Origin of the sequence: Pseudomonas sp. NPDC089996, assembly GCF_044748405.1 — a bacterium.
Lineage (GTDB): Bacteria > Pseudomonadota > Gammaproteobacteria > Pseudomonadales > Pseudomonadaceae > Aquipseudomonas.
The window spans coordinates 48,764-71,753 of record NZ_JBIVGA010000019.1; the positions used below are offsets into that span (position 1 = coordinate 48,764).

The window sequence follows — 22,990 nt, forward strand, 5'->3', positions numbered from 1 at the left end:
ACCCGCCCCTTCATCTCAAAGTCCCTGCTCTGCGAACGGCACGGCCAGCGCCAGAGCCTGGTCCAGCGCAGCGACGTCGACGCCGCCACCCTGGGCCATGTCCGGACGGCCACCGCCCTTGCCGCCCACTGCCGCAGCGGCTTGTTTCATCAGGTCACCAGCCTTGAGTTGGCTGGAGAGGTCCTTGGTCACGCCGGCCACCAGCACGACCTTGCCCTCATGCTCGCTGCCCAGCAGGATCACTGCGTGGCCGAGCTTGTTCTTCAGTTGATCGACCAGGGCCAGCAAGGCCTTGCCATCCTGCCCATCCAGGCGGGCGGCAAGCACCTTGGCACCCTTGACCTCAACGGCCGCATTGGAGAGATCGTCCCCGGCGGCGCTGGCGGCCTTGGCCTGCAGCTGTTCCAGCTGCTTTTCCAGCTGACGGTTGCGCTCAAGCACAGCCGACAGCTTGTCGATCAGGTTGTCACGGTTGCCCTTGACCAGCTGCGCGGCTTCCTTGACCTGCTCTTCGGCAGCGTTCAGGTAGGCCAGTGCAGCAGCGCCGGTCACCGCTTCGATACGGCGCACGCCCGAGGCCACGCCGCCTTCGCTGATGATCTTGAACAGGCTGATATCGCCGGTGCGCTTGGCGTGGATACCGCCGCACAGCTCGACGGAGAAGTCGCCGCCCATGCTCAGCACGCGCACGGTATCGCCGTACTTCTCGCCGAACAGGGCCATGGCACCCTTCGCCTTGGCGGTTTCGATATCGGTAAGCTCTGTTTCAACCGGGGTGTTCTTGCGCACTTCGCGGTTGACGATGTCTTCCAGCTGCTTGATCTGCTCCGGTTTCACCGCTTCGAAGTGGCTGAAGTCGAAACGCAGGCGCTGGCTGTCGACCAGCGAGCCCTTCTGCTGCACGTGCTCGCCCAGCACCTGGCGCAGCGCTTCGTGCAGCAGGTGAGTGGCCGAGTGGTTCAGCGAGGTGGCGTGCTGCACGTCGGCATCGACCTTGGCCTCGACGGGCGAGCCGATCACCAGCGCACCGCTGGCGACCACGCCGTGGTGCAGGAAGGCACCGCCGGTCTTGGTGGTGTCGCGCACATCGAAGCGTGCGGCGCCGGCCTGCAGGAAGCCGCTGTCACCGACCTGGCCACCGGATTCGGCGTAGAACGGGGTGCGGTCGAGGACCACGACGCCCTGCTCGCCTTCACCCAGCTGGTCGACGGACTGGCCGTCCTTGTACAGGGCGATGATCTTGCCCTGGCCTTCGGTGGCGTCATAACCGAGGAACTCGGTGGCGCTGTCGACCTTGACCAGGCTGTTGTAGTCCATGCCGAAGCTGCTGGCGGAACGGGCCCGCTCGCGCTGGGCCTCCATTTCGCGCTCGAAGCCCGCTTCGTCGATGGTCAGCTCGCGTTCGCGGGCGATGTCGGCGGTCAGGTCCATCGGGAAACCGTAGGTGTCGTACAGCTTGAACACCACGTCGCCCGGCACCACGTCGCCCTTGAGCTGGGACAGGTCCTGCTCGAGGATGCGCAGGCCCTGCTCCAGGGTCTTGGCGAACTGCTCTTCTTCAGCCTTGAGCACGCGCTCGATGTGCGCCTGCTGGCTCTTCAGCTCCGGGAAGGCCTCGCCCATCTCGGCCGCCAGGGCGGAGACGATCTGGTAGAAGAAGCTGCCCGTGGCGCCCAGCTTGTTGCCGTGACGGCAAGCGCGGCGAATGATGCGGCGCAGCACATAGCCACGGCCTTCGTTGGACGGCAGCACGCCGTCGGCAATCAGGAAGCCGCAGGAACGGATGTGGTCGGCAACCACTTTCAAGGAAGCCTGGCCGTCGTTGCTGCAGCCGATGGCCTTGGCCGCGGCAGACAGCAGGTTCTGGAACAGGTCGATCTCGTAGTTCGAGTGCACGTGCTGCATGACCGCGCTGATCCGCTCCAGGCCCATGCCGGTGTCCACCGACGGCGCAGGCAGCGGGTGCAGCACGCCGTCGGCAGTGCGGTTGAACTGCATGAAGACGTTGTTCCAGATCTCGATGTAGCGGTCGCCGTCTTCTTCAGGCGAGCCGGGCGGGCCGCCCCAGATGTCGGCGCCGTGGTCGTAGAAGATCTCGGTGCACGGGCCGCACGGGCCGGTGTCACCCATGGTCCAGAAGTTGTCGGAGGCGTACGGGGCGCCCTTGTTGTCGCCGATGCGCACCATGCGCTCGGCCGGCACGCCGACTTCCTTGGTCCAGATGTCGTAGGCTTCGTCGTCAGAGGCGTAGACGGTGACCCAGAGCTTTTCCTTGGGCAGGTTCAGCCACTGGTCGGAGGTCAGGAAGGTCCAGGCGAAGGTGATCGCGTCGCGCTTGAAATAGTCGCCGAAGCTGAAGTTGCCCAGCATTTCGAAGAAGGTATGGTGGCGCGCGGTATAGCCGACGTTTTCCAGGTCGTTGTGCTTGCCACCGGCACGCACGCATTTCTGGCTGCTGACGGCGCGGGTGTAGGCACGCTTCTCGGCACCGAGGAAGCAGTCCTTGAACTGGTTCATGCCAGCGTTGGTGAACAGCAGGGTCGGGTCGTTGTTCGGGATCAGCGAACTGGAGGCGACTCGGGTATGGCCCTGCTCTTCGAAGAAGCGAAGGAAGGCTTCACGGATTTCTGCGCTTTTCATAGGTTCTTCCACGGAAACGGCGGCCCTAGGGGGCAAACACGTCGACGAAACGACGGCAAAGGGCCGCATTATATCGGTCCTGCAATCTCGGTGCAGTGTGTTTATGCGATAGAAAGCGTCGATTGGACGGCTTTCAAGGCGCTTGCAAGCGAAAATGACATGAGCGGATGCTAAATGCAGCCTTTCGCCACTGGCAAGCCAATTACCGCCCAAGGGAAGGGAAAATGGAACAGGCGGTGAATTAAAAGGTTTTCATCGAAGATCGGATCCGAAAAGCAGCCGCCGTTTGCTGCGGCGGCCACCTTCTCAGTCCAGGCACTGCCCTGAATCTGGCACGATCAGAATCCCGGCGCGCAGGCCATTCCTGACCTTTGGGTTGGGGAAAATGATCCGTGCCCCCTCCTCCTCGACCACCCAGCGCATCTCGGCCAGATCCTCGGCCAACAGGTACCCCTTGCTCAGCTCGGAGAAGTTCTCGATGTCCGCCGGCAGGTGCAGGTGGAAGCTGTCGCTGTGCTTGATGATCTCGCGGGCGACGCTGAACAGCTTGAGGCCATCCAGCGAGCTGCCAATCTCGGGCTCGGTGTGCTCGATGATCTGAATCAACCGCTCTTCGAGCTTGTCGAGGTTGACCTGTTCGTTCTGCCCAAACGGCCGCGCCTTGCCCAGCTCCAGGGTAAATGCCTCGGCATCCAGCTGTTCGTAGGTAAAGGCACTGAAAGTGATCGACGACTTGCTCTGCAGCAGCACCGCCTCCATGCCGGCAGCAGCAAGGCGCGCCAGCTCGCGGCGGGAATGCTTGCGCCCCTCTTTATAAGGGTACAAGGCAAACTGCTCGATCTTGGAACTGCGAATCGCGGTATGCAGGTCGTAATGCAGGCGGGTGCGCTCGGGCTTGCTGAAGAACACCCGGGCGAACTGCTCCAGCTCAGCGGCGCGCAATGCCTCGAGACCACTGGAGAGCTCGTGACGACCATTGAAAAGGCGGTTGATGTCCTGCTCGATGAAACGCTCGCCCTTGCGGATCGCAACCGGATTGCCGAACAGGAACAGAACCCGCGCACGTGGCTTGATCTTGCCGTTGGCCACGCCATGCAGCAGCCTTTCGAGCAGTTCGATCGGCGCCGTCTCGTTGCCATGGATACCGGCCGACAGCAGCAGATCCAGCCCACAATCCTCACCTTCTGGTGGACGCACTTCCAGTGCGCCCTCTCCCAGCCAGCGCAAACGCGCGCCCTTGGGTGTCACTTGAGTCTTCTCGGCCGGCTCGTGATCGGTCAGGGTCAGCTCGAGCAATTTGCCAAGGGCGAGCATAGGCGCTTCCTTAGTGGTGGTGGCCGCAGTCGGGGCCATGGACGTGATCGTCATCTTCGCCGACGTCTGCCGGCTCCATTTCCAGCTGCAGGCTGACCAGGTTGGTAGCCATCGGGCGCAGCAGCAGGTTGGCGTATTCAGCATCGCCTTCCTCGACATCCACGCCGATCAGCAACTGGCCACGGCCGTCCTGCTGAACCCACACTTCCTTGCCTTGCCAAACGATGGCAAAACGGGTGCAGGAGGTTTCCAGCTGGGTGCCGTCTACATCTTCGAGGATCAGGCGCAGGGCGTCGGTCATTGCAATTTCTCTCTTCAAGGTTGGCGTTGGAACGGGTACACCGAGCCCAACTTCAGGATCTGGGTCAATTCATCCAGTGCGGTACGGCATTCCAGCAGCAGTTGCGGGTCGGCAAGGTCGGCTTCGCCAAGGCGATCGCGGTAGTGCTTGTCGACCCACTGCACCAGGGTGTCGTACAGCGGGGCGGTCATGATAACGCCTGGATTGACCGCCGCCAGTTCCGATTCCTTCAATGCCACGCGCAAACGCAGGCACGCCGGGCCGCCGCCGTTCTGCATGCTCTGCTTGAGGTCGAACACCTTGACCTCCTTCACCGCACCACCCTGGGCGGTCAGCTGGCCAAGGTAGGCCCAGACCCGCTCGTTGTTGCGGCACTCTTCAGGCACCACCAGCAGCATCGAGCCATCGTCACGGCTGAGCAGCTGGCTGTTGAACAGGTAGGAACGCACTGCATCCTCTACCGCCACTGCCGCACGCGGCACTCGGATGGCCTGGAAGTTGCCACCCTTGCTGGCCAGTTTAGCCTGCAGTTGGCCAAGCACCGCGTCGGTCTCGAGGAAAGCGTCCTCGTGGTAGAACAGCACTTCGCCGTTACCCACCGAAATCACATCGTTGTGGAACACCCCCTGGTCGATCACCGCCGGGTTCTGTTGAGCGTAGACCACACCGTCATCGCTCAGGCCGTGCAGCCTGGCCACGGCCTGTGAGGCCTCCAGGGTTTGCCGCGCCGGGTACTTCTGCGGTGCGGGGTAGCGGCTGTCGAAGGCGCTGCGGCCATAGACGAAGAACTCCACCCCGGCCTCGCCATAGTCACGACAGAAGCGCGTGTGGTTGGCCGCGCCCTCGTCGCCGAACTGTGCCACGGCAGGCAGGGCTTCGTGATGGGCAAAGTGCTTCTGGTTGTTGAACATTGCCGCCAGTACACGGCTGGTGGTCGGGTGCTCGATGCTGCGGTGGTACTTGCAGTTGAGGTTGGCAGCCGTGAAGTGCACGCGACCATCGGCGGTGTCGGCACTCGGGCTGACCGTGGCGGCGTTGGCCACCCACATGCTCGAGGCCGAGCAACTGGCGACCAGCAGCGGCATGGCCTCTTTTGCGGCACGCTGGATCACCTCGGCATCGCTGCCGCTGAAGCCCAGCCGGCGCAAGGCGGCCACGTCAGGGCGCTCCTGCGGCGCCAGTACGCCCTGCTTGAAACCCATGTCGGCCAGCGCCTTCATCTTGGCCAGGCCCTGGCGCGCCGCTTCTCGCGGGTTGGACCCTTGCTGGCTGTTGCGCTGCGAAGCCACGTTACCGTAGGACAGGCCGCCGTAGTTGTGGGTAGGCCCCACCAGGCCATCAAAATTCACTTCATAGGATTTCATCGGCTAGGCTCCGTGACCTGTTGTTATAGGGTGACGCCCGGCGTCAGGGTCGCCGGCAGGGCAAGGCTGGCGGTCTCCAGCGAAGCCACGGGGTAAGCGCAATAGTCGGCTGCGTAATAGGCACTGGCACGGTGGTTGCCACTGGCACCCACCCCACCGAACGGCGCACTGCTGGCGGCGCCGGTCAGCTGCTTGTTCCAGTTGACGATGCCGGCGCGGCTGCGCAGCCAGAAGTACTGGTAGCGGGCACGGGAATCGGACAACAGGCCGGCGGCCAGGCCGTACTGGGTGTTGTTGGCCTCGTCGATGGCAGCATCGAAATCGGCGTAGCGGATCACCTGCAGCAGCGGGCCGAAGAACTCTTCGTCCGGGCGCTCGGCCACCGCGGAAACATCGACAATGCCAGGCGTCAGTAGCGCAGCGTCGCCTTCGGGCTGGGTCATGGCCAGCAACTTCACGCCGCCGTTGGCCAGCAGTTCGGCCTGGGCCGCGAGCAGTGCCCTTGCTGCCTGCAGCGATATCACCGAGCCCATGAACGGCGCCGGCTGCTGGTCGAAAGCGCCGACGGTAATGCCTCGGCACACCTCGACCAGCCGTGCGATCAGCCCATCGCCCCAGGCGCCCTGCGGCACCAGCAGGCGGCGCGCGCAGGTGCAGCGCTGGCCGGCAGAGATGAACGCCGACTGGATGATGGTGTACACCGCGGCGTCGAGGTCCTTGACCTCATCTACCACCAGCGGGTTGTTACCGCCCATTTCCAGGGCAAGAATCTTGTCCGGGCGGCCGGCGAACTGTTGGTGCAGCAGGTTGCCGGTGCGGCTGGAGCCGGTAAAGAACAGGCCGTCGATACCTGGATTGGCAGCCAGCGCCACCCCGGTTTCACGTGCGCCCTGCACCAGATTGAGCACACCGGCAGGCAGGCCAGCGGCGATCCAGCAGTTGACCGTCAGCTCGGCGACCTTGGGGGTCAGTTCGCTGGGCTTGAACACCACACAGTTGCCTGCCAGCAGCGCCGGCACGATGTGGCCGTTGGGCAGGTGGCCGGGGAAGTTGTAAGGGCCGAACACCGCCACCACACCATGGGGCTTGTGCCGCAGCACGGCTGTGGCGTCGGCCAGCGGGCCGCTCTTCTCGCCGGTACGTTCGCGATAGCTCTGCACCGAGATCGCCACCTTGTTGACCATGCTGGTCACTTCCGTGGCCGACTCCCACAGCGGCTTGCCGGTTTCCTCACCGATGCAGTGGGCCAGCGCCTCGGCATGCTGCTTCAACTGTTCGGCGAATTTCTCCAGCACGTCGATACGCGCTTCCAGGCTCAACTGCGCCCAGGCCGGGAATGCCTGGCGAGCCGCCTTGACGGCCGCGTCGACCTGCCCGGCATCGGCGCCCTGCCCTTGCCAGACAATGGCCTGAGTCACCGGATTGAGCGACTGCACGGCTTCGCCCTGGCCAGCCAGCCAGTTGCCTGCGATGTAATGCGTGGTCATTTACTGGGCCTCCCGGCTTGCCGACAGCGGCACCGCGCGCACGTTGTCGCCGGCGCCCATGCGCAGGCGCTTGGCGGTCTGCGGGTCGACCACCAGGGTCCCGGCGGCCAACCGCGCAGGCGCAGCCGTGATGCGGCAATCGTCGCGCTTGCGGTTGTGGATGATGTAAGGGGTAGCGTCATCGCCCGGCGTGCCCACAGCCAGCACCAGGGTTTCGCTGTCGCGCACGGCACGGATCTTCGAGGTCTCGCATTCGATGGCCGGGCCAGCGTCGAAGATGTCGACGTAGCCCTGGTAGCTGAAGCCTTCCTGTTTGAGCATGGCCAGCGCCGGCTCCGTGTCGGTGTGCACGCGGCCGATGACATTGCGCGCGGCTTCGGACAGGAAGCAGGTATACAGCGGGAACTTGGGCATCAGCTCGGCGATGAACGACTTGTTGCCCACGCCGGTGAGGTAGTCGGCCTGGCTGAACTCCATCTTGAAGAAGTGCCGGCCCAGGCTTTCCCAGAATGGCGAGCGGCCCAGGTCATCGGACATGCCGCGCATTTCAGCGATGATCTTGTTGCCGAACAGTTCTGGGAACTCGGCGATAAACAGCATGCGCGCACGCGACAGCAGGCGGCCATTGAGCCCGGAGCGGTAATCACTGCGCAGGAACAGCGAGCACAGCTCGGAATTGCCCGTCAGGTCGTTGGCCAGGAACAGTGTGGGGATTTCGCGGTAGATCTTCAGCTCCTGGGAGGCGCTGACCGTCAGGCCGACCCGGTAGTTGTACCAGGGCTCACGCAGCCCCACGGCCCCGGCGATGGCGCTGATGCCCACCACCAGGCCCTCATCGTTCTCCAGCACGAACAGGTAATCGGTGTCACCGCGCTCGGCTTCGCCACGGAAGCTCTTCTCGGCCCAGCCGACCCGATGGCCAAGGCGCTCTTCATTGGCCGGCAAGGTGGTCAGCCCGGTGGTACCGGTGCTGCGGGCCAATTCGATCAGCGCGGGTAAATCGCTGCTGCGTACAGGACGAACGATCATGCTATCTCCTTGTGCGGCGGCCAGTGCCTGCCACGAAACTCAATCTTCCGGCTTGCGCGCCGCGGCTCAGGCGGCGACCAGGCGCACGCTGGCACCTTCACCGACACCGAGGGCTTCGGCCGCCTGGCTGCTCAGGCTGACCGGTTTGCCCGGCACCCAGTCCAGTTCCAGCAGCACCGCGCGGTAGTCTTGCAATTGGCCGTTGCACACCAGGTACGGGCGCCCGCCTTTGACCGGGGCGTCGTCCACCTTCACCGGCACCACCCGGCTCTGAGCGATCGAGCGGATGCCCGAGGCGCGCGCATGCAGGGTCGGCCCACCGTCGAAGATGTCGATGTAGTGCTCGGTCTCGAAGCCTTCGCGCATGAGGATGTCGAAGGTGATCTGCGCGCGCGGGTGCACCTGGCCCATGGCCTCCTGGGCCGCATCGGGCAGCAGCGGCACGTAGATCGGGTAATGCGGCATCAGCTCGGCGAGGAAGGTACGGCTCTTCAGGCCGCAAAGGCGCTCGGCGTGGGCGTAGTTGAGGTCGAAGAAGTTACGGCCGATGGCATCCCAGAACGGCGATTCGCCCTGCTCGTCGCTGTAGCCGACGATTTCGGTCACCACCGAATCGGCGAAGCGCTCCGGGTGCGAGGCCATGAAAAGCAGGCGGCCACGGGAATTGAGTTCGGCCCAGCCGCTGTTCACCAGTTCCGGCAGCACATAGAAGCTGGTCAGCAGGCTGTTGCCGGTGAGGTCGTGGCACAGCGACAGGACATGGATCTTGTTGTGAATCTTCAGCTCGCGCGAGGCGTGCACGAAGGTCTCGTTGCGGAAGCTGTAGAACGGCTCGGAATAGCCGGCCGAGGCGACGATGGCCGAGCAGCCGGCGAGCTTGCCGGTGTCGCTGTCCTCGAGCACGAAGAAGTAGCTCTCTTCACCGTTGAAGCTGACTTCAGCGGCGAAGGAGGTTTCCGACGCGGCAATCTTGTCGCCCAGGCGGGCGGCATCGTCCGGCAGCGAGGTGACACCAACGGGGCTGTCGGCAGCCATGCGCTGCACTTCGTTCAGATCAGCCATTTGCGCGGGGCGCATCACCAGCATGGTGTCACTCCTTTGGAAAAACGGGCCATTCATGACGGCACGGAAAAACGGCGGGGGCAGCAGCACCCGCACTGGAATTCGGGCATCACCGGCCCGGTACCCCGAGGCACCCAGGCCGGTGACAGAACCGCAGGCCGATCAGCCCTTGGTCAGTTGCGCCACGGCGCGCTCGAAGCGGTCCAGGCCTTCGTCGATGTCGGCATCTTCGACCACCAGGCTCGGGGCGAAGCGGACCACGTCCGGGCCTGCCTGCAGCACCATCACGCCTTCTTTTTCAGCGGCGTTGAGCACGTCCTTGGCCTTGCCCTGCCAGGCTTCGGTCAGCACACAGCCGATCAGCAGGCCGACGCCACGCACCTGGCTGAACAGGCCGTACTGCTGGCCGATTTTCTCCAGGCGGGCTTTGAAGCGCTCGTGCTTGGCCTTGATGCCAGCCAGGGTCTGCGGGGTGTTGATGACGTCCAGTACGGCACAGGCAACGGCGCAGCCCAGCGGGTTGCCGCCGTAGGTGGTGCCGTGGGTGCCGACGGCCAGGTGCTTGGCGATGTCGGTGGTGGTCAGCATGGCACCGATCGGGAAACCACCGCCCAGGCTCTTGGCGCTGGTCAGGATGTCCGGCGTCACACCGTAATGCTGGTAGGCGTACAGCGAGCCGGTACGGCCGACGCCGGTCTGCACTTCGTCGAAGATCAGCAGGGCGTTGTGCTCGTCGCACAGCTTGCGAGCACCTTCCAGGTAGGCCTTGTCGGCCGGCACCACACCGCTTTCACCCTGGATCGGCTCGATCACCACGGCGCAGGTCTTGTCGGAAATCTGTGCCTTCAACGCTTCCAGGTCGTTGTAGGGCACATGGCTGATGCCGGTGATCTTCGGACCGAAGCCGTCGGAGTACTTCGGCTGGCCACCGACGCTGACGGTGAACAGTGTGCGACCGTGGAAGCTGTTCACGGTGGCGATGATTTCGTGCTTCTCAGGGCCGAAACGGTCGTGGGCGACGCGACGGGCCAGCTTGAAGGCGGCCTCGTTGGACTCGGCGCCGGAGTTGCAGAAGAACGCACGGTCGGCAAAGGTGGCGTCGACCAGCTTGTGCGCCAGGCGCAGGGCCGGCTCGTTGGTGAAGACATTGGAGACGTGCCAGAGGGTGTTGGCCTGTTCGGTCAGGGCCTTGACCAGTGCCGGATGGCAGTGACCCAGGGCGTTCACCGCGATGCCGCCGGCAAAGTCGATGAGCTCGCGGCCCGACTGGTCCCAGACGCGGGAACCCTCGCCTCGCACAGGAATGAAGGCCGCCGGAGAATAGTTGGGGACCATGACCTGGTCGAAATCGGCACGTTGCACCGGGGCTTGCTCAACGGACATCTGAGTCTCCTGAAGAGGAACGCTGGCCTGGAAATGGCGAGCGATGGGGGGATTGTAAGGACTGATCCGCGCCTGTCCTTGCGGCCAAGCGACAACTTGTTACAGCGCAAAACCCTGTTTTACCCAGGCTTTCGGCAATGCGACAAACACTGTCGCAATCGCGCAGTGTACGGGAGAGAGGGGGCTGGGTGAACGGGTGTTCACATTAAGAAGAAGGCAGCCTGTACCGGCCACTTCGCGGGCACGCCCGCTCCCACAGGATCGGTGCAGGGCTTGAAGCTTGTGCAATACCTGTGGGAGCGGGCACGCCCGCGAAAGGGCCGGAACAGGAGATAGTGAGATCAGCCCTTTTCGGCAGGCGCCGAGCTCAATTCGAACGGGCTGCTATTGCGTCGCTGGTTGCGATCTTCCCGCGGCGTCGCACCGAAGAAGTTACGGTAGGCACTGGAAAAATGCGGACCCGACGAAAACCCACAAGACAGCCCGATCTGAATGATCGACTTGCTGGTCTGCATCAGCATCTGCCGCGCCTTGTTCAGCCGCAGCTCCAGGTAATACTGGCTCGGCACGCGGTTCAGGTACTGCTTGAAGATCCGCTCCAGCTGCCGACGTGACACGCAGACATGCTGGGCAATCTCGTCAGTGGTCAGCGGCTCTTCGATGTTGGCCTCCATCAACAGCACCGCCTGGGTCAGCTTCGGATGGCTCGAGCCAAGGCGGTTCTGCAGCGGAATGCGCTGGCGCTCGCCACCCTCGCGAATGCGCTCGACCACCAGCTCCTCGGACACAGCCCCAGCCAGCTCAGCCCCGTGATCACGCGCCAGCACCGCCAACAGCAAGTCGGTTACAGCCATGCCACCACAGGCCGTCAGGCGATCACGGTCCCAGTCGAACAAGTGGCTGGTGGCGATCACCTTGGGAAAACGCTCGGCAAAGTCGTCCTGCCAGCGCCAGTGCACCGCCGCGCGGTAGCCATCGAGCAGGCCGAGCATGGCCAGCGGGTACACACCGGCCGACAGGCCACCGATCATGCAGCCACTGCGCGCCTGCTGCTTGAGCGCCGCCGACAGCGCCGACCCTACGGCTTGCGGCAGATCATCAGCCAGCAGGAACAGCTTGTGGCACCCTTCCAGGCGCCCGTTCCACGGCTCACCCGGCAGGCGCCAAGCGCCCTCCTCGGCAGGTTCTGCCTGGAGGAAGGCGATCTCGTAGACCACCTCCGGATGCACCCGCTGGGCCACCAGCAACACCTCTTCCGCCAGCGCCAGGGTCAAAGGCTTGGTGCTGGGCCAGATGAGAAAACCGATTCGCTGGGTGGTCATAGGGTACGGTCCGAAACCTGGGTTCGTTCGAGTCTGTGGCGCCGGGTCAGGCTGCGCTCGCTGCGCAGCATGCCCTATTCTGGTGCAAAGGTGCAGCCTTTTACTTCAAGCTGCCAGAGAGGAACTGCTTGAGCCGCTCCGATTGCGGGTTGGCCAGCACTTCACGCGGGCAACCGGTTTCTTCGACCAGGCCTTTGTGCAGGAACACCAGCTGGTTCGACACTTCGCGGGCAAAGCCCATTTCGTGGGTCACCACCACCATGGTGCGGCCTTCCTGGGCCAGCGCCTGCATGACCTTGAGCACGTCACCGACCAGTTCGGGGTCGAGCGCCGAGGTCGGCTCGTCGAACAGCATGACCTCCGGCTCCATGGCCAAGGCCCGGGCAATGGCCACACGCTGCTGCTCGCCGCCGGACATGTGCCCGGGGAAGGCATCCTTGCGGTGCGCCACACCCACCTTGGCCAGGTAATGCTCGGCCTTTTCCAGGGCTTCCTTCTTGTTCACCCCGAGCACGTGCACCGGTGCCTCGATGATGTTTTCCAGCGCGGTCATGTGCGACCACAGGTTGAAATGCTGGAACACCATCGACAGGCGCGAGCGCATGCGCTGCAGCTGACGCGGGTCGGTGGCCTTGAGCGCGCCGTCCTTGCCGGGCACCAGCTTGAGTTCCTCGTTGTTGAGCAGGATCTTCCCTGCATGCGGCTGCTCGAGCAAGTTGATGCAGCGAAGGAAGGTCGACTTGCCCGAACCGCTGGAGCCGATGATGCTGATCACATCGCCTGCCTTGGCCGCCAGGGACACGCCCTTGAGCACTTCATGGCTGCCGTAGCGCTTGTGCAGGTCTTGGACTTCGAGTTTGTACATGCTGTCGGTTCTCACAGAGCGTTCAGTGCTTGCGCGGCGCCAGGTAGCCGAGCCAGCGGCGTTCGGCCATCTTGAACAGGCGCACGAGGATGAAGGTCAGGCACAGGTAGAGCACGCCCGCCGTGATGTAGGCCTCGAAAGGCAGGTAGTACTGGGCATTGACCGTGCGCGCCGCGCCAGTGATGTCGATCAGGGTGACGATCGACGCCAGGCTGGTGGTCTGCAGCATCATGATCACTTCGTTGCTGTACTGCGGCAGCGCCCGGCGCAGGGCCGACGGCAGCAGGATGCGGCGGTACATCTTCATGCGCGACATACCCATGGCCTTGGCCGCCTCGATCTCGCCATGGGGCGTGGCCTTGAGGCTGCCGGCGATGATTTCTGCGGTGTAGGCACTGGTGTTGACCGCGAAGGCCAGGCAGGCACAGAAGGTTGCGCTCGACAGCCACGGCCAGAAGATGCTCTCGCGCACCGCCTCGAACTGGGCCAGGCCATAGTAGATAAGGAACAGTTGCACCAGCATCGGCGTGCCACGGATCACATAGGTGTACAGCCAGGCACTGATGTTCACCAGCGGCTGCTTGGACACGCGCATCAGCCCCAGCGGAATGGCCGCCAGCAGGCCGAACAGCAGCGACAGCGCCAGCAGCTTGAGGGTGGTCAGCAGGCCGCCAAGGTACAGCGGCATGGCTTCCCAGACGACGTTGTAGTCGAAGATCATAGTTCAGCCACCTTGACGCCTACCGAGTAGCGGCGCTCGAGAAACTTCAGCGCCAGCAGCGAAATACTGGTGATCACCAGGTACAGCGCAGCCACGGCCAGGAAGAAGGTGAAAGGTTCGCGGGTGGCGTCGGCCGCCTGCTTGGCCTTGAACATCATGTCCTGCAGGCCGACCACCGAAATCAGCGCCGTGGCCTTGGTCAGCACCAGCCAGTTGTTGGTGAAGCCCGGAATGGCCAGGCGGATCATCTGCGGCACCTGGATGCGGAAGAACACCTGGCGCGCGCTCATGCCATAGGCCACGCCAGCTTCGGCCTGGCCCTTGGGGATACCGAGGAACGCACCACGGAAGGTTTCCGACAGGTACGCGCCAAAAATGAAGCCCAGCGTGCCGATACCGGCCACCAGCGGGTTCAGGTCGATGTAATCGTCGTAGCCGAGCAGCGGCGCCACCCGGTTGATGATGTCCTGGCCGCCGTAGAAGATCAGCAGGATCAGGACCAGGTCGGGGATGCCACGGATCACCGTGGAGTACAGATCCCCCAGCCAGGCCAGCCAGCGCACCGGCGACAAACGCAGTGCCACGCCGATCAGGCCGAGGACGATGGCCAGGGCCATCGACGACAGGGCGAGCTGCAGCGTCAGCCACGCCCCGTCGAGGATGACTGCCCCATAGCCTTTCAACATGATTCGGATTCCTCAGGGCTTGGGAATGAAAAATGGTGCAAACCTCAGAGCCTCTGCTGTTTGCACCATTGCACAGGTCAGACGCGATGTCTTAGTTCGATTCTGGACCGTAGATGTCGAAGTTGAAGTACTTCTTCTCGATTTCTTTGTACTTGCCATTGGCACGGATCGCGTCGATGGCCTTGTTGATGCGCTCGCGGTTGGCGTCGTCGCCCTTGCGCACGGCGATGCCGACGCCGTCACCGAAGTACTTCACGTCGGTGAACGAAGGGCCGACGAAGGCGTAGCCCTTGCCGGCGTCGGTTTTCAGGAAGCCGTCTTCGAGCAGGGTGGCGTCGGCCACGGTACCGTCCAGACGGCCGGCGGCGACGTCCAGGTAGATTTCGTTCTGGGTGCCGTAAGGCACGACAGTGGCACCCTTCGGAGCCAGCACTTCCTTGGCGAAGCGGTCGTGGATCGAGCCGCGTTGCACGCCGATCTTCTTGCCCTTCAGCTCGTCGAGGCTGTCGCTGACAGCGGTGCCGTCCTTCATGACCAGGCGCGCCGGGGTCAGGTAGTAGCGCTTGGTGAAGTCGACCGACTTCTTGCGGTCTTCGGTGATCGACATGGACGACAGGATGGCGTCGATCTTGCGCACCTTCAGCGCGGGGATCAGGCCATCGAACTCTTGCTCGACCCAGGTGCACTTGGCCTTCATCTCTTCACACAGGGCATTGCCGATGTCGTAGTCGAAACCGGCGATGCTGCCGTCCGGCTGCTTGAAGGCGAAGGGTGGATAGGCGGCTTCGATACCGATCTTCAACGGTTTTTCATCGGCCTGCGATACCAGGGAAAACACGGAAAGCGCCAGGGCGCCAAGCAGTGCGAGCTTCTTCATCAGGTAACTCCATCGGTACGGGGCAATACTAGGCAGGGGTAACAGCTGCCCGATATGCGAATGGGTACAACGCGAGCCGCGCAGGTTTCGACCAAGGTCGCAGACCACGAGCGAGTGAGTGGCATTTTAACGACAGCCCGGTAGTCGATATTTCTTCAAAGCGACAACTACTTACAGAAGCGCTTGAAATCGCGGCGGGCGATGTTGACAGCTTTTGCAAATCATGCAAGAGCTCGAGAGAAATAACCTTTAGGCCAAGCAATTACCGGGCCTATTATTGGCAAACCCTTGCGATACGGCAAGGGCAGCGTTTCACCTTGCTGAAATTGCCCACGCAGCCGCACCGAAACGGCACAAAATGTTCCCGCGGGCCCCGATCTTGTGCGAAATCGGTGACAGAAGAGTTACCGATGAATGTCGGGTAACAGTAAAGCAAAAACCCCGCCGGTTGCCCGGGCGGGGTTCGTTGTGGGTGATCAAGCCACCTTGAGGTCAGGCCGAGGCCAGGCTCATCGCCTTGTGAGTATCGATCAGGTGTTGCACCACGCCCGGGTCGGCCAAGGTCGAGATATCACCCAAGGCATCGTACTCGGCGGTGGCGATCTTGCGCAGGATGCGCCGCATGATCTTGCCCGAACGGGTTTTCGGCAGCCCTGGCGCCCACTGGATCACATCCGGCGAGGCAATCGGGCCGATCTCCTTGCGCACCCAGTTCTTCAGTTCCAGGCGCAGTTGTTCGTTCGGCTCGATACCGGCGTTGAGGGTGACATAGACATAGATGCCCTGCCCCTTGATGTCGTGCGGCACGCCGACCACCGCCGCCTCGGCAACCTTGGCGTGGGCGACCATGGCACTCTCGATCTCGGCAGTGCCCATGCGGTGGCCAGAGACGTTGAGCACGTCGTCCACGCGGCCAGTGATCCAGTAGTAGCCATCCTCGTCACGACGGGCACCGTCGCCGGTGAAGTACATGCCACGGAAGGTCTTGAAGTAGGTGTCGACGAAGCGGTCGTGGTCGCCGTACAGCGAACGCGACTGGCCCGGCCAGGAATCGAGGATCACCAGGTTGCCTTCGGCAGCCCCTTCGATCAGGTTGCCCAGGTTGTCCACCAGCGCCGGCACCACGCCAAAGAACGGGCGGGTCGCCGAACCCGGCTTCAGGCCGGTGGCGCCTGGCAGCGGGCTGATCAGGATGCCGCCGGTTTCGGTCTGCCACCAGGTGTCGACGATCGGGCAACGCTCCTTGCCCACGGTCTTGTAGTACCAGTTCCAGGCTTCCGGGTTGATCGGCTCGCCGACCGAGCCCAGCAGACGCAGGCTGGAGCCGTCGGCTCCGGCAACGGCAGCCTGCCCTTCGGCCATCATGGCGCGGATGGCGGTCGGTGCGGTGTAGAGGATATTGACCTTGTGCTTGTCGACGATCTTCGACACGCGGGTGATGTCCGGGTAGTTCGGCACGCCCTCGAACAGCAGCGTGGTCGCGCCGTTGGCCAGCGGGCCGTAGACGATGTAGCTGTGGCCGGTGACCCAGCCGACATCGGCGGTGCACCAGTAGACCTCGCCCGGGCGGTAGTCGAACACGCGCTCGTGGGTCAGTGCGGCATACACCAGGTAACCACCGGTGGTGTGCAGCACACCCTTCGGCTTGCCGGTAGAGCCGGAGGTATAAAGAATGAACAGCGGTTCCTCGGCGCCCATTTCTTTTGGCGCGCAGTGGCTGGAGGCCACCTTCATCAGGTCTTCGTACCAGATGTCGCGGTGCTGGTGCCATGCGATGTCGCCACCGGTGCGCTTGCACACGATGATCTTCTGCACGCTGTTGGTTTCCGGGTTGGTCAGCGCCAGATCGACGTTGGCCTTGAGCGGGGTACGGCGGCCGCCACGCAGGCCTTCGTCGGCCGTGATCACCACCTTGGACTTGCAGTCGATGATGCGCCCGGCCAGGGCTTCCGGCGAGAAGCCACCGAACACGACCGAGTGGATCGCACCGATGCGGGCGCACGCCAGCATGGCCACCACGGCCTCGGGGATCATCGGCATGTAGATGGTCACCACATCGCCACGGTGCACGTCCTGGCCACGCAGGGCGTTGGCGAACTTGCAGACCTGCTCGTGCAGTTCGCGGTAGGTGATGTTGCGGTGCTCGGAAGGGTCGTCGCCTTCCCAGATGATTGCCAGTTGGTCACCGCGCTCTTCGAGGTGGCGGTCCAGGCAGTTGGAGGAAACGTTCAGAGTGCCGTCGGCAAACCACTTGATATCGACATGGTGGTCGTCGAACGAAGTCTGCTTGACCTTGGTGAAGGGCTTGATCCAGTCCAGACGCTGGGCCTGCTCGCGCCAGAAGCCGTCCGGGTTGATCACCGATTGCTGGTACATGGCCTTGTAGGTGGCCTCGTCGGTCAGGGTAGTGGCCGCAACCTCGGGACGAACGGGATACAGTGGAGCCGCACTCATCTGTGTTACCTCGGTGTAATAGTTGTTTTTGTATGGAATCGTTTGTAACTGTAACAGAGCGGGAAAAACCATACGACGATGGTAGTAGCGCGGCCGAAAAATCTTCCCGTGAACGGTGCGCAAGGCTCTAGCCCGCAGCCACTGGCCCACCCAGGGGAAAATGCGACAAGTCCTGACAGGGGATTGTTACAGAATATGGAAAAAGGCAAAAAAACTTTATCAAAACGCCATCTGTTTCCGTTAGTTGCTCAGGCATAAGATTCACCTCGCCAGCAACGGCAAGGCGATTAACTACTGGAAACAGCCCCCACGAAGGCAATCGGTTAATCCCCCTCTAATACTGATAGTTGAACTTTGGCAGTACTCGCGGCGCCACAAGTGCCGCGTGCCCCCTCACGACCTTAGACAGGTAAAATGAAAATGAAAGCTTTACTGGTATTGGTACTTGGCAGTCTTTGCGGCGCGGCGATGGCCGGCGAAGCAAACAATGTCGAGCAGATTCCGGTTGAACAGTACAGTTACTCGCAGCACCTGGACATTGCCCGCGTCATCTCCATGAGCGAAGTGCCCAATGTCTGCGAAGTCGTGCCCGCCCGCATGACCTACGAGGACTCCAAGGGCCAGAAGCACATTCTCGAATACCGCGTGATGGGGAACGGCTGCTCCAACGGCTAAGCCTTGAGATTGGGGGCCCCAACGGGGCCCTTCGCGGGCTCGCCCGCTCCCACAGGTGCTGCACAGTTTTGGAATGCTGCACAGTACCTGTGGGAGCGGGCAAGCCCGCGAAGAATATTGCACAAGATTAACAGGCTATTAACGATCGGTTTTAATCTGCTGACTTGCCCAATGAATAATCCCGCAACTTGTTGGCAATCGTGGTGTGTGAAACTCCCAATCTCTTCCCTAAAGCCCGGCTACTTGGAAACTCACTCATCAGACTTTCCAGCACCGCCTTTTCAAAGCGTCCGACAATCTGCGAAAGATCCCCGTCCAGCGAAAACTCGCCCAAGGGTTGGCGCACGCCATAATCCGGCAGGCGGATGTGCTCGCCCTTTACCACCCCGCCTTCGCATAACGAAACCGCCTGGAACAGTACGTTTTCCAGCTGCCGTACATTACCCGGCCAATGGTACTGGCTGAGCTTGTCCATGGCAGCGGGTGCCAGGCGCGGCATGGCGCAACCGATCTGCCGGCTGGCTTGATCGAGGAAATGCTGCACCAGGCCCTCCAGGCCGTCCATGCACTCGCGCAGCGGTGGAATGTGCAACGACAGCACATTGAGCCGGTGATAAAGATCCTGGCGGAACTCGCCACGGGCGCACAGCTCGGACAGGTCAACCTGGGTGGCGCAGATTACCCGCACATCCAGGTACACCTCTTCGTCGCTGCCGACACGGCGGAAGCAGCCATCCTGCAGGAAACGCAGCAGCTTGACCTGCAGGCGCGGGCTCATCTCCCCCACCCCATCCAGGAACAAGGTACCGCCGGCGGTCAACTCCAGCAGCCCCAGCTTGCCCTCGGCACGCGCCCCCTCGAAAGCTCCGGGGCCATAGCCGAACAATTCGGTTTCAGCCATCGACTCTGGCAGGCCGGCACAGTTGAGCGCCATCAATGGCGACTGGCCGCGCGGGCTGGCCAGGTGGCAGGCGCGGGCCAGCAGCTCCTTGCCGGTGCCAGTCTCGCCTTCGATCAGCAATGGCGCGTCCAGCGGCGCCATGCGTCGCGCCTCGCGCACCACTGCGGCCATCACCCGCGAACTCTGGAAAATACTGTCGAAACCGCGCAACTCCTGCTTGCGCACGTTATAGATTCGTTCACCGATGCGGTCGGCGCGGTGCAGGGTCAGCACGGCACCCGCCAGAGCCTCGCTGTCATCATGCTCGGACTGCAGCGGGGCGATATCGGCCAGGAAAACGTCGCCCTTGACCTTGATGCGCAGGCCGTTGATGCGCGACTTATTGGCACGTACCAGCTCCGGCAGGTCGAAATCCTCGACATAGCGTGCCAGCGGCATGCCCGGCACCTCGTCCACCCTCACCCCTAGCAACTGCGCCGCCGTGCGGTTGGCGGCGACGATGCTGCCGCCCATGTCGATCGACAACACCGGGAAATCCAGCGCGCCAAGCAATGCATTGAGCTCCATGTGGCGGCGCTCGCTGGGCATCAGGCCGACGCGCTTGACCCCGAATACGCCGGCGATCGATTCGAACTTGGGCCGCAACGCCTGGAACTGCAAGTTGATCAGGTTCGGGCAGTGCAGGTAGATGGCGTTGCCATGATCTCCCCCCACCTCGCCCCGCAGTACGTTGATGCCGTACTCCACCAACAGGTTGAGGATGTCGCGAAGGATGCCTATGCGGTTCTGGCAGTGCACTTTGATACGCATGGATGCTCTCGAAGCGGCGAAGTTTTTCAACCTCGCACAGAAAAGTCGTAAAGATAAGCTGACAAAAATACGGTAAAGGGCAGCTTGATGACCCGGATTTTCCGGCACATGAGGCATTTTGTAAACTTATCGTTACGACAGAGGGAGCAAAGAGCACCTGCAGGCCAGGCCACCCCCCGTGCAAATCATCGGGTGAAGGGATATTCCTGATTCATGTCGTGGACATAACAAGAAAGCCCTCACCCAGGAGAGCCACATGAAACAGACGCAATACGTGGCACGCGAGCCCGATGCGCACGGTTTTATCGATTACTCGCAGCAAGAGCATGCGGTATGGAACACCCTGATCACCCGCCAGCTGAAAGTGATCGAAGGCCGCGCATGCCAGGAATACCTGGACGGCATCGACCAGCTCAAGCTGCCCCATGAGCGCATTCCGCAACTGGGCGAAGTCAACAAGGTGCTGGGCGCCACCACCGGCTGGCAGGTTGCCCGCGTGCCGGCGCTGATCCCCTTCCAGACCTTTTTCGAGCTGCTGGCCAGCAAACGCTTCCCGGTCGCCACCTTCATCCGCACGCCGGAAGAACTGGACTACCTGCAGGAGCCGGACATTTTCCACGAAATCTTCGGGCACTGCCCGCTGCTGACCAACCCGTTCTTCGCCGAGTTCACCCACACCTACGGCAAGCTCGGCCTGGCCGCGAGCAAGGAACAACGCGTGTACCTGGCGCGCCTGTACTGGATGACCATCGAATTCGGCCTGATGGAAACCGCGCAGGGTCGCAAGATTTATGGCGGCGGCATTCTCTCTTCGCCAAAAGAGACCGTCTACAGTCTTTCTGACGAACCTGAGCACCAGTCCTTCGACCCGATCGAGTGCATGCGCACGCCGTACCGTATCGACATCCTGCAGCCGTTGTATTTCGTACTGCCGAACATGAAGCGGCTGTTCGACCTGGCTCATGAAGACATCATGGCCATGGTCCGGCAAGCCATGCAGCTGGGGCTGCATGCACCGAAATTTCCACCCAAGGTCGCCGCCTGAGCACCTTGCCGATAACAACTCGAAGCGGAAGACACACCCATGAATGCCTTGAACCAAGCCCACTGCGAAGCGTGCCGCGCTGACGCACCCAAGGTCACCGACGAGGAACTGGCGGAACTGATCCGCGAGATCCCGGACTGGAACATCGAAGTGCGCGACGGCCACATGGAACTGGAGCGCGTGTTCCTGTTCAAGAACTTCAAGCATGCCCTGGCCTTCACCAATGCCGTGGGCGAGATCGCCGAGGCCGAAGGCCATCACCCCGGCCTGCTGACCGAATGGGGCAAGGTTACCGTGACCTGGTGGAGCCACTCGATCAAGGGCCTGCACCGCAACGACTTCATCATGTGCGCGCGCACCGACAAGGTGGCCGAAACCGCCGAAGGCCGTAAGTAAACACCACGCACAGGGCCATAAAGGCCCTGTTTTTTTACCGGCGATTGTCCGGTATCCGCCCGCAAAACCGACAAGCGACCGGGAAAAGTTACAAACTGTCATCCAGACTTGTGTATCCTGCCCCAGCTTAACGAAGCTCCGAACGCGCCTGGCGCAGACTTTTCACTCACACTTGCGAGGAACGACGAGATGCATGAAATCCCGAATCTTCCCTTCCCAAGCCTGAACCCAGAAGAGCCAACCGTTACCGTCCACGCCGAACCGACGCCTGCCGTCGACCAGGATGGTGACGATCAATCCAGCGCTGACCAGGAATAAACCGCGCACCCCTGCGACTGTGTGAAAACGGCTGACCTGCGGGCCACCGCCGTCATCACGTTTTCACACCGTCATGAACCTCTGCCACGAAGACCCCCATGCCTGACTCACCGCGCCCTCTTGCGGTCACCCTGCAAGTCGTTTCCATCGTCCTGTTCACCTTCATCGGCTACCTGAACATCGGTATTCCCCTCGCCGTATTGCCCGGCTACGTGCATAACGACCTCGGCTTCAGCGCCGTGATCGCGGGCCTGGTAATCAGCGTGCAGTACCTCGCCACCCTGCTCAGCCGCCCTACTGCCAGCCGCATCATCGATAACCACGGCAGCAAGAAAGCGGTCATGATCGGCCTCGCCGGTTGCGGCCTGAGCGGCGTATTCATGCTCGCCTGCGCCTTCCTCACCGAACTGCCCTGGGTCAGCCTGGCGTGCTTGCTGGTCGGCCGCCTGGTGCTGGGCAGCGCGGAAAGCCTGGTGGGTTCCGGCTCGATCGGCTGGGGCATCGGCCGGGTCGGTGCCGAGCACACGGCCAAGGTCATTTCCTGGAACGGCATCGCCAGCTATGGCGCGCTGGCCATCGGTGCGCCATTGGGCGTGCTGATGGTCAAGAGCCTGGGGTTGTGGAGCATGGGGGCAAGCATCCTCCTGCTGTGCGGCCTCGGCCTGCTGTTGGCCTGGCCGAAACGCGCAGCGCCTGTGGTCAGCGGCAAGCGCCTGCCATTCATGCAGGTGCTGGGCAAGGTATTCCCGCATGGCTCAGGGCTGGCCTTGGGTTCGATCGGTTTCGGCACCATCGCCACCTTCATCACCCTTTACTACGCGAGCCGCGGCTGGGCCGATGCGGCGCTGACCTTGAGCCTGTTCGGCGCCAGCTTCATCTGCGCGCGGCTGTTGTTCGGCAACCTGATCAACCGAATCGGCGGGTTCAGGGTGGCAATCGTCTGCCTGTCGGTGGAAACACTGGGGCTGCTGATGCTCTGGCTGGCACCGAATGCCGAGCTGGCGTTGGCGGGGGCTGCGTTGAGCGGGTTCGGTTTCTCGCTGGTGTTCCCGGCACTGGGCGTGGAGGCGGTGAACCAAGTGTCAGCGGCCAACCGCGGGGCGGCGGTGGGGGCGTACTCGCTGTTCATCGATCTGTCGCTGGGGATTACCGGGCCGCTGGTGGGTGCGGTGGCATCGGGGTTCGGGTTTGCTTCGATGTTTCTGTTTGCGGCGGCGGCGGCTTGCTGTGGGCTGGTGTTGAGCCTGTATCTGTATCGCCAGGCTCGACTGAGCCGAGACTGTTGAAAGCTGGGGGCGCTTTGCGCCCCTTTCGCGACGCAAGGCCGCTCCCACAGAAAC

General features: G+C 62.6%; 19 protein-coding genes. 4 read left to right on the forward strand and 15 right to left on the reverse strand.

The annotated features are described in order from the left end of the window. Nucleotides 1-15: 15 nt before the first annotated feature. From alaS to acs, 14 genes are all read right to left on the reverse strand, one after another. On the reverse strand, nucleotides 16-2,640 hold the full coding sequence (gene alaS, locus ACIPW4_RS24525; protein WP_400662502.1) for an alanine--tRNA ligase: 2,625 nt from the start codon (nucleotides 2,638-2,640) through the stop codon (nucleotides 16-18). A gap of 306 nt (nucleotides 2,641-2,946) precedes the next feature. Beyond that, nucleotides 2,947-3,954 (reverse strand): succinylglutamate desuccinylase, encoded by a 1,008-nt coding sequence (gene astE, locus ACIPW4_RS24530; RefSeq protein ID WP_400662504.1) that lies wholly within the window; start codon nucleotides 3,952-3,954, stop codon nucleotides 2,947-2,949. A gap of 10 nt (nucleotides 3,955-3,964) precedes the next feature. Next, nucleotides 3,965-4,255, reverse strand: coding sequence for a topoisomerase II (locus ACIPW4_RS24535; protein WP_400662507.1), 291 nt, complete (start codon nucleotides 4,253-4,255; stop codon nucleotides 3,965-3,967). Between the two features lie 14 nt (nucleotides 4,256-4,269). Continuing rightward, complete coding sequence (gene astB, locus ACIPW4_RS24540; protein WP_400662510.1) at nucleotides 4,270-5,619, reverse strand: N-succinylarginine dihydrolase; 1,350 nt, start codon at nucleotides 5,617-5,619, stop codon at nucleotides 4,270-4,272. A 23-nt stretch (nucleotides 5,620-5,642) separates the two neighbouring features. Beyond that, on the reverse strand, nucleotides 5,643-7,106 hold the full coding sequence (gene astD, locus ACIPW4_RS24545; protein ID WP_400662513.1) for a succinylglutamate-semialdehyde dehydrogenase: 1,464 nt from the start codon (nucleotides 7,104-7,106) through the stop codon (nucleotides 5,643-5,645). Further along, a complete protein-coding gene (gene astA, locus ACIPW4_RS24550; RefSeq protein WP_400662516.1) occupies nucleotides 7,107-8,135 on the reverse strand; it encodes an arginine N-succinyltransferase in 1,029 nt (342 codons plus the stop codon). Between the two features lie 66 nt (nucleotides 8,136-8,201). Then, nucleotides 8,202-9,221 (reverse strand): arginine/ornithine succinyltransferase subunit alpha, encoded by a 1,020-nt coding sequence (gene aruF, locus ACIPW4_RS24555; protein WP_400662518.1) that lies wholly within the window; start codon nucleotides 9,219-9,221, stop codon nucleotides 8,202-8,204. A 138-nt stretch (nucleotides 9,222-9,359) separates the two neighbouring features. Further along, nucleotides 9,360-10,580 carry an aspartate aminotransferase family protein gene (locus tag ACIPW4_RS24560; protein ID WP_400662521.1) on the reverse strand — a complete coding sequence of 407 codons (1,221 nt, stop codon included), beginning with the start codon at nucleotides 10,578-10,580 and terminating at the stop codon, nucleotides 9,360-9,362. Nucleotides 10,581-10,921: 341 nt separating this feature from the next. After that, complete coding sequence (gene argR, locus ACIPW4_RS24565) at nucleotides 10,922-11,902, reverse strand: transcriptional regulator ArgR (protein ID WP_400662523.1); 981 nt, start codon at nucleotides 11,900-11,902, stop codon at nucleotides 10,922-10,924. A 100-nt stretch (nucleotides 11,903-12,002) separates the two neighbouring features. Continuing rightward, nucleotides 12,003-12,767, reverse strand: coding sequence for an ABC transporter ATP-binding protein (locus tag ACIPW4_RS24570; protein WP_400662526.1), 765 nt, complete (start codon nucleotides 12,765-12,767; stop codon nucleotides 12,003-12,005). 22 nt (nucleotides 12,768-12,789) lie between these two features. Continuing rightward, the gene (locus ACIPW4_RS24575; protein WP_400662528.1) at nucleotides 12,790-13,488 is read right to left on the reverse strand and encodes an ABC transporter permease; all 699 of its coding nucleotides are present in this window, start codon (nucleotides 13,486-13,488) and stop codon (nucleotides 12,790-12,792) included. Then, complete coding sequence (locus ACIPW4_RS24580; RefSeq protein ID WP_400662531.1) at nucleotides 13,485-14,174, reverse strand: ABC transporter permease; 690 nt, start codon at nucleotides 14,172-14,174, stop codon at nucleotides 13,485-13,487. Before ACIPW4_RS24580 ends, ACIPW4_RS24575 begins: the two co-directional genes overlap by 4 nt. A gap of 91 nt (nucleotides 14,175-14,265) precedes the next feature. Beyond that, the gene (locus ACIPW4_RS24585) at nucleotides 14,266-15,051 is read right to left on the reverse strand and encodes an ABC transporter substrate-binding protein (RefSeq protein ID WP_400662534.1); all 786 of its coding nucleotides are present in this window, start codon (nucleotides 15,049-15,051) and stop codon (nucleotides 14,266-14,268) included. Nucleotides 15,052-15,543: 492 nt separating this feature from the next. Then, a complete protein-coding gene (gene acs, locus ACIPW4_RS24590) occupies nucleotides 15,544-17,505 on the reverse strand; it encodes an acetate--CoA ligase (protein ID WP_400662537.1) in 1,962 nt (653 codons plus the stop codon). Between the two features lie 420 nt (nucleotides 17,506-17,925). On the opposite strand from acs, the gene ACIPW4_RS24595 reads away from it, so the two are divergent. Beyond that, nucleotides 17,926-18,180, forward strand: a complete 255-nt coding sequence (locus ACIPW4_RS24595) for a DUF2790 domain-containing protein (RefSeq protein ID WP_027921085.1) — start codon at nucleotides 17,926-17,928, stop codon at nucleotides 18,178-18,180. A 151-nt stretch (nucleotides 18,181-18,331) separates the two neighbouring features. Here the strand turns inward: ACIPW4_RS24595 and ACIPW4_RS24600 are convergent, their stop codons facing one another. Then, entirely contained in the window at nucleotides 18,332-19,891 is a 1,560-nt protein-coding gene (locus ACIPW4_RS24600; RefSeq protein WP_400662540.1) for a sigma-54-dependent transcriptional regulator, read from the reverse strand. A gap of 256 nt (nucleotides 19,892-20,147) precedes the next feature. On the opposite strand from ACIPW4_RS24600, the gene phhA reads away from it, so the two are divergent. The 3 genes from phhA (at nucleotide 20,148) to ACIPW4_RS24615 (ending at nucleotide 22,936) form a co-directional block, all read left to right on the forward strand. Beyond that, nucleotides 20,148-20,936, forward strand: coding sequence for a phenylalanine 4-monooxygenase (gene phhA, locus ACIPW4_RS24605; protein WP_400662543.1), 789 nt, complete (start codon nucleotides 20,148-20,150; stop codon nucleotides 20,934-20,936). Nucleotides 20,937-20,975: 39 nt separating this feature from the next. Continuing rightward, the gene (locus ACIPW4_RS24610) at nucleotides 20,976-21,332 is read left to right on the forward strand and encodes a 4a-hydroxytetrahydrobiopterin dehydratase (protein WP_003254532.1); all 357 of its coding nucleotides are present in this window, start codon (nucleotides 20,976-20,978) and stop codon (nucleotides 21,330-21,332) included. A gap of 416 nt (nucleotides 21,333-21,748) precedes the next feature. Beyond that, nucleotides 21,749-22,936, forward strand: a complete 1,188-nt coding sequence (locus ACIPW4_RS24615) for an MFS transporter (protein ID WP_400662545.1) — start codon at nucleotides 21,749-21,751, stop codon at nucleotides 22,934-22,936. Nucleotides 22,937-22,990: the final 54 nt, after the last annotated feature.

Bases quoted from the DNA above. Each gene is read 5' to 3' on its own strand.
- alaS (WP_400662502.1), bottom strand. From the start codon at position 2,640: ATGAAAAGCGCAGAAATCCGTGAAGCCTTCCTTCGCTTCTTCGAAGAG.
- astE (WP_400662504.1), bottom strand. From the start codon at position 3,954: ATGCTCGCCCTTGGCAAATTGCTCGAGCTGACCCTGACCGATCACGAG.
- ACIPW4_RS24535 (WP_400662507.1), bottom strand. From the start codon at position 4,255: ATGACCGACGCCCTGCGCCTGATCCTCGAAGATGTAGACGGCACCCAG.
- astB (WP_400662510.1), bottom strand. From the start codon at position 5,619: ATGAAATCCTATGAAGTGAATTTTGATGGCCTGGTGGGGCCTACCCAC.
- astD (WP_400662513.1), bottom strand. From the start codon at position 7,106: ATGACCACGCATTACATCGCAGGCAACTGGCTGGCTGGCCAGGGCGAA.
- astA (WP_400662516.1), bottom strand. From the start codon at position 8,135: ATGATCGTTCGTCCTGTACGCAGCAGCGATTTACCCGCGCTGATCGAA.
- aruF (WP_400662518.1), bottom strand. From the start codon at position 9,221: ATGCTGGTGATGCGCCCCGCGCAAATGGCTGATCTGAACGAAGTGCAG.
- ACIPW4_RS24560 (WP_400662521.1), bottom strand. From the start codon at position 10,580: ATGTCCGTTGAGCAAGCCCCGGTGCAACGTGCCGATTTCGACCAGGTC.
- argR (WP_400662523.1), bottom strand. From the start codon at position 11,902: ATGACCACCCAGCGAATCGGTTTTCTCATCTGGCCCAGCACCAAGCCT.
- ACIPW4_RS24570 (WP_400662526.1), bottom strand. From the start codon at position 12,767: ATGTACAAACTCGAAGTCCAAGACCTGCACAAGCGCTACGGCAGCCAT.
- ACIPW4_RS24575 (WP_400662528.1), bottom strand. From the start codon at position 13,488: ATGATCTTCGACTACAACGTCGTCTGGGAAGCCATGCCGCTGTACCTT.
- ACIPW4_RS24580 (WP_400662531.1), bottom strand. From the start codon at position 14,174: ATGTTGAAAGGCTATGGGGCAGTCATCCTCGACGGGGCGTGGCTGACG.
- ACIPW4_RS24585 (WP_400662534.1), bottom strand. From the start codon at position 15,051: ATGAAGAAGCTCGCACTGCTTGGCGCCCTGGCGCTTTCCGTGTTTTCC.
- acs (WP_400662537.1), bottom strand. From the start codon at position 17,505: ATGAGTGCGGCTCCACTGTATCCCGTTCGTCCCGAGGTTGCGGCCACT.
- ACIPW4_RS24595 (WP_027921085.1), top strand. From the start codon at position 17,926: ATGAAAGCTTTACTGGTATTGGTACTTGGCAGTCTTTGCGGCGCGGCG.
- ACIPW4_RS24600 (WP_400662540.1), bottom strand. From the start codon at position 19,891: ATGCGTATCAAAGTGCACTGCCAGAACCGCATAGGCATCCTTCGCGAC.
- phhA (WP_400662543.1), top strand. From the start codon at position 20,148: ATGAAACAGACGCAATACGTGGCACGCGAGCCCGATGCGCACGGTTTT.
- ACIPW4_RS24610 (WP_003254532.1), top strand. From the start codon at position 20,976: ATGAATGCCTTGAACCAAGCCCACTGCGAAGCGTGCCGCGCTGACGCA.
- ACIPW4_RS24615 (WP_400662545.1), top strand. From the start codon at position 21,749: ATGCCTGACTCACCGCGCCCTCTTGCGGTCACCCTGCAAGTCGTTTCC.